The following is a 13,124-nucleotide window of genomic DNA, read 5'->3' as shown; positions in this document are numbered from 1 at the left end:
ATCTACACCTCCGGCTCCACCGGCCGTCCCAAGGGCGTCATGGTGCAGCACGCCTCGGTGATGAACCTGCGCGCCGCGCTCGCCTCCGCTGTGTATGCGGACGCGAAGGGCGCCCTGCGCGTCAGCCTCAATGCGCCGCTCGCCTTCGATGCCTCCGTCAAGCAACTCATCCAGATTGCCGACGGCCACGCCCTGTGCGTGGTGCCCCAGACGGCCCGCGAGGACGTGACGCTCCTCAACGCCTGGGTGCAGAAGCACGGCGTCGACGTGCTCGACTGCTCGCCCTCGCACCTGCGCCTGCTGCTGGAAGAGGGCCTGGGCTCCCACCGCGAGCTGCGTGTCCTCGTCGGCGGCGAGGCCGTGGATGAAGTCCTCTGGGCAAAGCTTGCCGCCCACCCCTTCATCCAGTGCTTCAACGTCTACGGCCCCACCGAGTGCACCGTCGACACCACCGCCCGCGCCATTCGCGGCGCGTCTCGCCCCACCCTCGGCGGCCCCCTGACCAACGTCCAGGTGTACGTCCTCGACGAGCGCCTGCAGCCAGTGCCCACCGGCGTCCCCGGAGAGCTCTTCATCGGCGGCGCGGGCGTCTCTCGCGGCTACCTCAACCGCCCCGAGCTCACCGCCGAGAAGTTCATCCCCGACCCGTTCTCGGCCACTCCGGGCGCTCGCCTCTACCGCACCGGCGACAAGGTGCGCTGGCTGGCCACCGGCGAGCTCGACTACCTGGGCCGCATCGACTTCCAGGTGAAGCTGCGCGGCTTCCGCATCGAGCTGGGTGAAATCGAAGCCGCGCTGGAGACGGACGCCGCCGTCCGCCGCGCCGTGGTGCTGGCGCGCGAGGACGTGCCCGGCAACCCGCGCCTCGTCGCCTACCTCGTCACCGAAGAGGGCACCCCCCTCGACTCCGCCGCCCTGCGCACCTCGCTGCTGCAATCGCTGCCCGAGTACATGGTGCCCTCCGCCTTCGTCTTCCTGGCGGCCCTGCCCCTCAACACCCACGGCAAGATCGACCGCAAGGCCCTGCCCGCTCCGGACACCTCTGCCCCGAGCGCCGGCTACGTCGCCCCGCGCACGCCCACCGAGGAGCTGCTCGCCGCCATCTGGGCGCAGGTGCTCGGCATCCAGAAGATCGGCTCGAACGACAACTTCTTCGAGCTGGGCGGCCACTCGCTGCTGGCTACGCAGGTCATCTCGCGCGTCCGCGTCACCTTCGGCGTGGAGCTGCCGCTGCTCGCCCTCTTCCAGGCCCCCGTCCTGTCCGCCCTCGCGCGGCGCATCGACGCGGCGATGCACTTGAACACGGTCCAGGCTCCGCCCCTGGCACCTGTGTCGCGCGAGGGTGCGCTGCCGCTGTCCTTCGCGCAGCAGCGCCTGTGGGTCATCGATCAGCTGGAGCCCGGCAGCGCCACGTACAACATGCCCACCGCGCTGCGGCTCAGCGGGCCGCTGGACTTGAGCGCGCTGGACAAGGCGTTCTCTTCGCTGGTGGAGCGTCACGAGTCCCTGCGCACCACCTTCGCGGTGAGTGACGACGGTCAGCCCGTGCAGGTCATCCACCCGGCGTCGCACTTCACGGTGCCGGTGGTGGACCTGACCAACCTGCCGCCCGACGAGGCCGAAGCCGAAGCCCGGCGTCGGGTCGCCCACGAGGTCCAGCAGCCGTTCGACCTCGCGCGTGGGCCGCTGTTCCGTGCCGTGCTGCTGCGGCTGTCGTCCGACCACTTCGTGCTCGTCGGCACGCTGCACCACATCGTGTCCGATGGCTGGTCCTCGGGCGTGCTGATGCGCGAGCTGACCGCGTTCTACGCGGCGCATGTCACCGCCCAGCCCGCGCAGCTGCCGGCCCTGCCCGTGCAGTACGCCGACTTCGCCGCCTGGCAGCGCTCGTGGCTCAAGGACGAGGCCCTGGAGCGCCAGCTGGATTACTGGCGGAAGCAGCTCACCGGCGCGGCTCCGGTGCTGGAGCTGCCCACCGACAAGGCCCGTCCGGCCGTCCAGTCCAACCGCGGCGCCTACCAGCCCGTGCAGCTGTCCAAGTCCGCCACGGACGCGCTGCTGGCCCTCTGCCAGCGCGAGGGCATCACGCCCTTCATGGCGCTGCTCACCCTCTGGCAGATGCTGCTGGCCCGCTACTCCGGCCAGCAGGACATCTCCGTCGGCGTGCCCATCGCTGGCCGCACCCGCGCGGAGACGGAGGGCCTCATCGGCTTCTTCGTCAACACGCTGGTGCTGCGCGGTCAGGTGAACCCGGAAGCGACCTTCCGTGAGCTGCTGGCCCGCGCCCGCGCCGCCACCCTCGGCGCCTACGAGCACCAGGACGTCCCCTTCGAGAAGCTCGTCGAGGAGCTGCGTCCGCAGCGCAGCTTCAGCCACTCGCCTCTCTTCCAGGTGATGCTGGTGCTGCAGAACACCCCTGTCTCCTCCATGGAGGTCAAGGGTGGTGCCCAGAGCGGCCCGCCGCTGCGCCTGGAGGCCTTCGACGCCGACATCCAGACGACGAAGTTCGACCTGACGCTGACCCTGGGCGAGACGCCGGAAGGCTTCGCCGGCACGCTGGCCTACCGCACCGACCTGTTCGAGTCGGCCACCATCGCCCGGATGGTGCAGCACCTCGCCACCCTGGTGGAGGCCGCCGTCACCGCACCGGAGAAGCGCGTGGGTGACCTGCCGCTGCTGCCCGCCTCCGAGCGGCAGCAGGTACTGGTGCGTTGGAATGACACGCGTCGCGAGCTGCCGTGGAACGGCGCGCTGCACGAGCGCTTCGAGGCCCAGGCCGCCCTCACGCCGGACGCCCTCGCCGTCCTCGATGACTCGGCTTCGCTCTCCTTCGGCCTGCTCAACCGCCGCGTCAACCAGCTCGCCCGCTGGCTGCGGACGCGGGGTGCCGGTCCCGAGGTGCGTGTCGCCCTCTGCATGGAGCGTGGCGTCGACATGGTCGTCGCCGTCCTCGCCATCCTCAAGGCCGGTGGCGCCTACGTCCCCATGGACCCGGCCTACCCGCGCGAGCGCCTGGCCTTCATGCTCCAGGACTGCGGCGCGCGCCTCGCCCTCACCCAGCGCCACCTGTCCGAGCGCTTCGAGGGGTCCACCGCGGAAGCGGTGTTCGTCGATGACGAAGCGGTGCGCGAGCAGCTCTCGCGTGAGTCGGACGCCAACCTGGCGCACGTCACCGCGCCCGAGCACGTCGCCTACGTCATCTACACCTCCGGCTCCACCGGCCGTCCCAAGGGCGTCATGGTGCAGCACGCCTCGGTGATGAACCTGCGCGCCGCGCTTGCCTCCGCTGTGTACGCGGACGCCAAGCCCGGCCTGCGCGTCAGCCTCAATGCGCCGCTCGCCTTCGATGCCTCCGTCAAGCAACTCATCCAGATTGCTGACGGCCATGCCCTGTGCGTGGTGCCCCAGACGGCTCGCGAGGACGTGACGCTCCTCAACGCCTGGGTGCAGAAGCACGGCGTCGACGTGCTCGACTGCTCGCCCTCGCACCTGCGCCTGCTGCTGGAAGAGGGCCTGGGCTCCCACCGCGAGCTGCGTGTCCTCGTCGGCGGCGAGGCCGTGGCTGAAGTCCTCTGGGCAAAGCTTGCCGCCCACCCCTTCATCCAGTGCTTCAACGTCTACGGCCCCACCGAGTGCACCGTCGACACCACCGCCCGCGCCATTCGCGGCGCCTCCCGCCCCACCCTCGGCGGCCCCCTGGCCAACGTCCAGGTGTACGTCCTCGACGAGCGCCTGCAGCCGGTCCCCACCGGCGTCCCCGGAGAGCTCTTCATCGGCGGCGCGGGCGTCTCTCGCGGCTACCTCAACCGCCCCGAGCTCACCGCCGAGAAGTTCATCCCCGACCCGTTCTCGGCCACTCCGGGCGCCCGCCTCTACCGCACCGGCGACAAGGTGCGCTGGCTGGCCACTGGCGAGCTCGACTACCTGGGCCGCATCGACTTCCAGGTGAAGCTGCGCGGCTTCCGCATCGAGCTGGGCGAAATCGAAACTGCACTGGAGACGGACGCCGCCGTCCGCCGCGCCGTGGTGCTGGCGCGCGAGGACGTGCCCGGCAACCCGCGCCTGGTCGCCTACCTCGTCACCGACGAGGGCGCCTCCCTCGACACCGCCACCCTGCGCACCTCGCTGCTGCAGTCGCTGCCCGAGTACATGGTGCCTTCCGCCTTCGTCTTCCTGGCGGCCCTGCCCCTCAACACCCACGGCAAGATCGACCGCAAGGCCCTGCTCGCGCCGGACATGGCGGCCGAGCCCGGCAGCACCTACGTGGCGCCCCGCACGACCACCGAGGCACGGCTGGCCGCCATCTGGGCCGAGGTGCTGCACCTGGAGAAGGTCGGCGTGCACGACGACTTCTTCGCCCTCGGCGGACACTCGCTGCTCGCGACCCAGGTCGTCTCCCGCGTCCGCAGGGACTTCGAGGTCGAGCTGCCCGTGCGCGCGCTCTTCGAGGCTCCCACCATCGCCCTGCTGGCTCCGAGGGTCGAAGCCGCTCGCACCGGCACGCGCATTCCGCCCCTGGTGCCCGTGCCCCGCCTGGGCGAGCTGCCCCTGTCCTTCGCCCAGCAGCGGCTGTGGGTCCTCGACCAGCTCGAGCCCGGCAGCGCCGCCTACAACATCCCGTTCGCCCTGCGGCTCGAAGGCGCGCTGCACCAGGAGGCGCTGACCCGCGCCCTCCAGGGGCTCGTCCGCCGTCACGAGTCGCTGCGCACCTCCTTCCACGCTCGCGAGGCCGGCGAGCCCGTCCAGCGCATCCACCCGGAGGCCGAGCTGACGCTGACGCGGGTGGACCTGGGCGAGGTGCCCGAGTCCCAGCGCGAGGAAGAGGCCCGTCGCCTGGCCCTCGCGGAGGCCCAGCAGCCCTTCGACCTGACGCGAGCCCCGCTGATTCGCGCCACCCTGGTGCGCCTGTCGGACGAGCAGCACGTGCTGCTCGTCACCGTGCACCACATCGTGTCGGACGGCTGGTCCAACGGCATCCTCATGCGTGACGTGGGGGCCCTCTACGCCGCCTTCTCGCAGGGCCTGCCCTCGCCCCTGGCGCCGCTGCCGCTGCGGTACGCCGACTACGCGGCCTGGCAGCGGGACTGGCTGCGCGGAGCAGCGCTGGAAGAGCAGCTGGCGTGGTGGCGCAACCACCTCGCGGGCGCGCCGCATGCGCTGGAGCTGCCCACCGACCGGCCCCGCCCGGCCGTGCAGACGGACCGTGGCGCCACCCTGCAGGTGCACCTGGGCCGGGAGCTCACCGCCGCCCTCCACGCGCTGTGCGAGCGCGAGGGCGTCACACCCTTCATGGCGCTGCTCGCGGCCTTCCAGGTGCTGCTGTCCCGGTACTCGGGCCAGGAAGACCTCGTCGTGGGCTCGCCCATCGCCAACCGCCAGCGGACCGAGCTGGAGGGCATCGTCGGCTTCTTCGTCAACACGCTGGCCCTGCGGGGACGGCTGGCGCCACAGCTGCGCTTCCGTGAGCTGCTCGCCCAGGTGAAGGAGACGACGCTCGGCGCCTACGGCCACCAGGACGTCCCCTTCGAGAAGCTGGTGGACGAGCTGCGCGTGGAGCGCGACCTGAGCCGCTCGCCGCTGTTCCAGGTGATGCTCGCCCTGCAGACCACCGCGCGCCCGCAGGCGACGGAGGACGCAGGCACCACCGACGGAGTCCATCAGCTGGAGGTGGACAGCGGCACGGCGAAGTTCGACCTGACCCTGCTGCTCGTCGACTCCGGCGACGAGGTCTCCGGCCTGTTCCAGTACAACACCGACCTCTTCGACGCCGGGACGGCGCGGCGCATGAGCGCCCACCTCGTCCGCCTGCTCGAAGGCGCGGTCGCCGACGCGGGCCAGCCCCTGTGGCGCCTGCCGCTGCTCGGGGCCGAGGAGCGCAGCCAGCTCGTCGTGGAGTGGAACGACACGTCGCGCGAGCCCTACACGCCCGTGCTGGTGCACCGCCCCGTGGAGGCGCAGGCCCTGCGCACGCCGCATGCGGTCGCCGTTACCGATGGCACGCACTCGCTCACCTACGCGGAGCTGGAGCGTCGCGCCAACCAGGTGGCGCACCACCTCATCGCCCTGGGTGTGCCCGCGGGCGGCACGGTGGGCCTGTGCCTGGACAAGAGCCTGGACATGGCCGTCGCCGTGCTGGCCACGCTCAAGGCCGGCGCCGCCTACCTGCCACTGGACCCGAGCTACCCGGCCGAGCGGCTGGCCTTCATGCTGGAGGATGCGAAGGCCCCCGTCATCCTCACGCAGTCGCACCTGGCCGCCACGCTGCCTCCGGGGCTGCGCGCCCACCAGGTGGCCATGGACACCGAAGCCGAGGCTCTCGCCCGCCAGCCGGCCCACGCGCCGGCGCGGGACGTCACGCCCGAGGCCGGCTGCTACTTCATCTACACGTCCGGCAGCACCGGCCGGCCCAAGGGCATCGTCATGCCCCACCGAGCGCTGAGCCACCTGCTGGCGTGGCAGCACGGCCAATCCGTCCACCCGGCGGGCGTCACCCTGCAGTTCGCGTCGCTCAACTTCGACGTGTCCTTCCAGGAGCTGTTCAGCACCTGGTGGGCCGGCGGCACCCTGCTGCTGCCCACGGGCGGCCTGCGCCAGGACATCCCGGCGCTGCTCGGGTTCATGGACCGGCACGCGGTGGAACGACTGTTCCTTCCGTTCGTCGCGCTCCAGGCCATGGCGGACGCCGTGTCCCACGGAGCCTCGCTGCCCCGCGCGCTGCGCGAGGTGGTGACGGCGGGTGAGCAGCTCCAGGTGACTCCGGCCCTGGTGGCCTTCTTCGAGAAGCTGCCGGGCTGCATTCTGGAGAACCAGTACGGCCCGTCCGAGACGCACGTCGTCTCCGCGCACCGGCTGCACGGCGCTCCGGCCTCCTGGCCTCGGTTGCCGTCCATCGGCGGCCCGCTGTCCCACACGCGGCTCTACGTGCTGGATGCGTACGGCCAGCCCTGCCCCGTGGGCGTGCCCGGCGAGGTCTACGTCGGCGGCACGCACCTGGCGCACGGCTACCTGGACCGCCCCGAGCTCACGGCGAAGTCCTTCGTGCCCGACGCCTTCAGCACCGAGCCGGGCGCGCGGCTGTACCGCACCGGCGACGCGGCGAAGTGGAAGCCGGACGGCACGCTGGAGTTCCTCGGCCGCATCGACAGCCAGGTGAAGCTGCGCGGCTTCCGCGTGGAGCTGGGCGAGGTGGAGTCCGTCCTCCGCGCCGCGCCCGACGTGCGCGACGTTGCCGCCGTGGTGCGGGAAGTCGCTCCCGGCGACAAGCGGCTCATCGCCTACGTGGTGCCCGTCGCTGGTGTGGCGCCCGCGCCGGACAGCGAGAGCCTGCGCGCGTTCCTCCAGCAGCGGCTGCCCGAGTACATGGTGCCTTCCGCCTTCGTCACGCTGGAGGCCCTGCCGCTGACGCCCAGCGGGAAGCTGGCGCGCAACCTGCTCCCCGCGCCCGATGCGCGGAGCGTGCAGGGTGAGGAGGGCTTCACCGCCCCGCGCACCCCGCTGGAGGAGAAGCTGGCGGAGCTGTTCGCGGCCGTCCTCAAGCTGCCGCGGGTGAGTGTCACCGACAGCTTCTTCGCGCTGGGTGGCCACTCGCTGCTGGCCACGCAGCTCATCTCCCGCGTGCGCTCCGCGCTGGGAGTGGAGCTGCCCCTGCGAGCCCTCTTCGAGGCGCCCACCGTGGCGGCCCTCGCCGCGCGCATCGAGTCCATGCAGCGGGCCGGAAGCGCGCTCCAGGCGCCCCGGCTGGCGGCGCGTGGCTCGACCACCTCCACGGTGCCGCTGTCCTTCGCCCAGCAGCGCCTGTGGTTCCTCGACCAGCTCCAGCCGGGCAGCCCCGCCTACAACATGCCGTCGCCGGTGCGCCTCACCGGGGCGCTGGACGTCACGGCGCTGGAGCGGAGCCTGGAGGCACTCGTCCAGCGCCACGAGTCGCTGCGCACCACCTTCACCGCCCACCACGGCGAGCCCGCGCAGGTCATCCACCCCGCGTCGGCCTTCTCGCTGCCCGTGGTGGACCTGGGCTCACTGCCCGCCGAGCTGCGCGAGGCCGAGGCCCGCCGGCTGGCCACCGAGGAGGGCGTCCGCCCGTTCGACCTCGCCCGGGGGCCGCTGTTCCGCGCCTCCCTGCTGAAGCTGGCGTCCGACGACCACGTGCTGCTGCTCAACGTCCACCACATCGTCTCCGACGGCTGGTCCCTGGGCGTGCTGGTGCGCGAGCTGGCCTCGCTGTACGAGGCCTTCGCCTCCGGTGCGCAGCCCCAGCTCCCGCCGCTGCCGGTGCAGTACTCCGACTACGCGGTGTGGCAGCGCAGCTGGCTGCGCGGCGAGGTGCTCGACGCGCAGCTCGGCTACTGGAAGCAGCAGCTCGGTGACGCCCCGCGCGCGCTGGAGCTGCCCACCGACCGGCCCCGCCCGGCGGTGCAGACCTTCCGCGGCGCGGTGTGCGGCTTCTCGCTGCCGGCCGAGCTGGGGCAGCGGCTGGAAGGGCTTGCCCGCGAGCACAACGCCACCGTCTTCATGGTGCTGCTCGCCGCGTGGCAGACGCTGCTGCACCGCTACTCGGGACAGGACGACGTCGTCGTGGGCTCGCCCATCGCGGGCCGCAACCGCACGGAGACGGAGGGCCTCATCGGCTTCTTCGTCAACTCGCTGGCCCTGCGCGCCCGCTTCTCCGGCGAGGCCACCTTCACGTCCCTGCTGGCCCAGGTGCGCGAGAGCACGCTGGGGGCCTACGCCCACCAGGAAGTGCCGTTCGAGAAGCTGGTGGAGGTGCTGCACCAGGAGCGCGACCTGAGCCGCTCGCCGCTGTTCCAGGTCATGTTCTCGCTGCTGAACCTGCCGGACTCCTCCATCTCGCTGCCCGGCGTGCAGCTGTCCTCCGTGGCGGCCCCCACCCACGTCGCCAAGTTCGACCTCACGCTGGCCATCCAGTCTTCCACCGATGGCCTGTTCGGCTCGCTGACCTACAACACCGACCTGTTCGACGGTGCGAGCATCGAGCGCATGGCGAAGCACTTCGGCACGCTGCTGGAGGCCATTGCCGGCAACCCGGCTCGGCGGCTGTCCGAGCTGCCGCTGATGGGCGAGGACGAGCAGCAGCTCCTCGCGCGGTGGAACGACACCGCCGCGACGTTCGACGACGGCGCCTGCGTCCACGAGCTGTTCGAGGCCCAGGTGGCCAGGACTCCGGATGCCGAGGCCCTGTGCTTCGGCTCCGAGTCGCTCAGCTACCGTGAGCTGGATGCCCGTGCCAGCCGGCTCGCCCACGAGCTGCGCGCCCGGGGCATCCGTCCCGACACGCGTGTGGCCCTGTGTGTGGAGCGCTCGTTCGACCTCGTCGTCGGCATGCTGGGTGTGCTCAAGGCCGGCGGCGCCTACGTCCCGCTCGACCCGGCCTACCCGCGCGAGCGCCTGGACTTCATGCTCCAGGACTCTGGCGCCACCGTCCTGCTGACCCACGAGCACCTGCGCGACACGCTGCCGGACTTCTCCGGCGACGTGCTGGCGCTCGACACCGCCGAGCTGTCCCACCACCCGGCCACCGCGCCGGCCCGCGTGGGCACTGCCGACAGCCTCGCGTACGTCATCTACACCTCCGGCTCCACCGGCCGCCCCAAGGGCGTCATGGTGGCCCACCGCGGCGTGCCCAACCTGACGCGCCATATGGCTCAGGCCACCGGGCTGCGTCCCGGTCAGCGCGTGCTCCAGTTCGCCTCCTTCAGCTTCGACGCCGCCGTGTACGAGGTGACGACGGCGCTGCTGCACGGCGCCACCCTGGTGCTCGCGCCTCGTGAGGCGCTGCTGCCCGGTCAGTCGCTGGTGGACACGCTGCGCACCCAGGCCATCGACGCCGTGCTGCTGCCGCCGTCCGTCCTGGCCGTGCTGCCCACGGAAGGGCTGGAGACGCTGGGCACGGTCATCTCCGGCGGCGAGGCCTGCACCGCCGAAGTCGTGGCGAAGTGGGCCCCGGGCCGGAAGTTCTTCAACGCCTACGGCCCCACCGAGGCCACCGTCATGGCCACGCTCCATGCGTGCCAGCCGGATGGGCAGCGCCCGCCGCTGGGCAAGGGCCTCTCCAACACGCGCCTCTACGTGCTGGACCGCCACCTGCGGCCGGTGCCCGTGGGTGTCGCCGGAGAGCTGTTCATCGGCGGCGTGGGCCTGGCTCGCGGCTACCTCGGCCAGCCGGAACTGACCGCCGAGCGCTTCATCCCCGACGCCTTCAGCACCGAGCCGGGCGCTCGCCTCTACCGCTCGGGAGACCGGGCGCGCTGGAAGGCGGACGGCACGCTGGAGTACCTGGGCCGCACCGACTTCCAGGTGAAGCTGCGTGGCTTCCGGATTGAACTGGGTGAAATCGAGGCCGTGCTGAACGCCCAAACCGGCGTCCGGCAGGCCCTGGTGCTGGTGCGCGAGGACCGCCCGGGCGACAAGCGCCTGGTGGCCTACGCGGAGCCCGCGCCCGGAGCGCCGCTCGAGGCGGAGTCACTCCGCGCCGCCCTCAAGCAGCAGCTGCCCGAGCACATGGTGCCCTCCGCCTTCGTCGTCCTGGAGGCCCTGCCCCTCACGCCCAACGGCAAGGTGGACCGCAAGGCCCTGCCCGTGCCGGATGCCGCCGTCAGCAGCACCGGCTACGTCGCCCCGCGCACTCCCACCGAGGAGGCCGTGGCGTCCCTCTGGGCCGAGGTGCTGGGGCTGGAGAAGGTCGGCGTCACCGACGACTTCTTCGCGCTCGGCGGCCACTCGCTGCTGGCCGTGCGCCTCATGGCCCTGCTGCGCGAGCGCACGGGCGTCGCGCTGCCCGTGTCGGCCCTCTTCCAGGGCGCCACGGTGGAGCGCCTGGCCGTGCGTCTGGAGCAGCGCAAGCAGGGCCCGCGACCCACGCCCAACCTCATGCGGCTGGACACGGGCACGTCGACCCGCCGGCCCTTCTTCCTCGTCCACGGCGGTGGCGGCAGCGTGCTGGGCTACGCGGACCTCGTCCGCCACCTCGGCACCGACAGGCCCGTCTACGGCCTGTCCGCCTCCGGCATGGAAGGCGGCGAGCTGCCCGTCGCCTCCGTCGAGGTCCTCGCGCGCGACTACCTGTCGCAGCTGCGCTCCGTGCAGCCCGAGGGGCCCTACCTCCTCGGCGGCTGGTCCTTCGGCGGACTCGTGGCATACGAGATGGCCCGCCTGCTCCAGGCGGAGGGTGAGAAGGTGGAGCTGCTGGCGATGTTCGACAGCCACGCCCCCACCGGCCAGCACCGGCCCGAGCCGGACCTGCTCATGCAGCTTGCCAGCTTCGGTCGCATCCTCGGGCTGGCGTGGCAGGAGCTCTCGCTGGACGTGGAGCGCCTGGCGGAGATGGACGTCCGGCAGGCCCTGGCCTACGTGCTGGAGCAGACACGGCGCTCGCCCTCGGGCGCGCTCAAGCTGGACCTGGACTTCGCCGAGCGCCTCTTCCGCGTCTACCAGCGACTCAGCCAGGCCCAGCGCACCTACGTGCCCGCGAGTGCCTACACGGGCCCCACCGTGCTCTTCCGCGCCGCCACGTCCGTCGCCGCCGTGGAGCGCGGGGAGGACCTGGGGTGGCGCGCATGGCTCACCAGCGGGCTCACGGTGTATGAAGTGCCGGGCGACCACTACACCCTGCTGAGCGAGCCCCATGTGTCCCGCGTGAAGGAGGGGCTCGCACCCCACCTGGACACCCTGGAGCGCGAAGCCTCATGAGCCCCGCCGTCCCCACCTCCCCGAGCCAGTCACTGCGCACCTTCGGCACGGTCTGGCTCGGGCAGCTCATCTCCAAGCTGGGGACGGGACTGACGAACTTCGCGCTCGGGGCGTACGTCTACAACACGTCCGGGTCCGTCACCCGGTTCGCCCTGGTCATCTTCTTCAGCACCCTGCCCCTGGTGCTCATCTCCCCCGTGGCGGGAATCCTGGCGGACCGCCTGGACCGCCGGAAGCTCATGGTGCTGGGGGACCTGGGCGCGGCGTTCAGCATCTTCCTCATCTGGGCGCTGTTCGCCGGCCAGGACGCGGGGCTCTGGACCATCCAGCACTGGTACTTCTACCTGCCCGTCTTCCTCGGCTCGGCCTGCTCCGCGTTGTGCTACCCGGCGTGGATGGCCAGCGTGCCGCTGCTGGTCCCCAAGCGGCACCTGGGACGCGCCAGCGGCATGACGGAGCTGAGCGCGGCCGTCGCCCACATCGGTGGCCCGCTGCTCGCCGCCTCGCTGGACAGCGCCATCGGGCTGAGCGGCATCCTGCTGCTGGACTCGGTCTCCTACTTCTTCTCCATCGGCGCACTGCTGCTCGTGCGCTTCCCCGCCCCGCCCCCAAGGGCTCCGGGCCGACACTCGCTGAAGGAGGACCTGGCGGAGAGCTGGCACTTCATCCGGGAGCGGCCGGGGCTGCGCGGCCTGTTGCTCTTCATTACGGGCAACACCTTCGCGGTGGGCATGGTGATGCTGCTCATCAACCCGCTGGTGCTCGCCTTCACGGACATCCACTCGCTGAAGTGGATTGCCGCCATCGCCGGCATGGGAGGGCTGCTGGGCGGCATCGTCATGAGCGTGTGGGGAGGTCCCCGGCGCCGCATCCTCGGGCTGGTGGGCTTCCCCATCGTGGGCGCGCTCGTGCTGCTGCTGGCGGTGCTGCCTCCCAGCGTGCCCCTCATCGCGAGCGCGGCGGCCGTCTTCATCTTCACCTTCCCGCTCATCTCCGGCTGCAACCAGGTCATCTGGCAGACCAAGGTACCCGCGGTGCTACAGGGACGCGTGGCCTCCCTCCGGCGGGTCGTCTTCCAGGGCACGAACCTCGTGGTGACGCTCGTGGCGGGGTTCCTCGCGGACAGGCTCTTCGAGCCGTGGATGGCGCCCGGGGGCGCGCTCGCCTCGAGCGTGGGGCGCGTGATTGGCACCGGGCAGGGGCGCGGCATCGCGGTCATGTTCCTCATGCTGAGCGTGCTGATGCTGACGAACGTGGTGGCGCTGTGGCTGTCTCCGCGAGTGCGCAACGTGGAGACGGAGCTGCCTGACGCGCTGCCCGTCCACCCCGCCACCGCGAGCACCGCGCCCGCCAGCCCTGCACCGGGTGACACCGGGGCTCCGGCACGGTTGGCCACCTCTGGAGGCACCGAGGCCTGA

At 71.8% G+C, this 13,124-nt stretch carries 2 protein-coding genes (1 of these 2 only partly in view); both read left to right on the top strand.

What is annotated here, in order from left to right; all coding sequences use genetic code 11:
• On the top strand, nt 1–11,706 hold the end of the coding sequence (locus LXT23_RS47680; protein ID WP_253987213.1) for a non-ribosomal peptide synthase/polyketide synthase. The gene continues 35,511 nt to the left of window position 1, outside the view; the window shows 11,706 of its 47,217 coding nt (coding positions 35,512–47,217); its start codon lies off the left edge, out of view; the stop codon is at nt 11,704–11,706.
• Complete coding sequence (locus LXT23_RS47675; RefSeq protein WP_253987212.1) at nt 11,703–13,124, top strand: MFS transporter; 1,422 nt, start codon at nt 11,703–11,705, stop codon at nt 13,122–13,124. Before LXT23_RS47680 ends, LXT23_RS47675 begins: the two co-directional genes overlap by 4 nt.

Origin of the sequence: Pyxidicoccus xibeiensis (assembly GCF_024198175.1) — a bacterium.
Taxonomy (GTDB): domain Bacteria; phylum Myxococcota; class Myxococcia; order Myxococcales; family Myxococcaceae; genus Myxococcus; species Myxococcus xibeiensis.
Note: the sequence above shows the minus strand (reverse complement) of the source record. Positions and strands in the feature narration are given on the sequence as shown.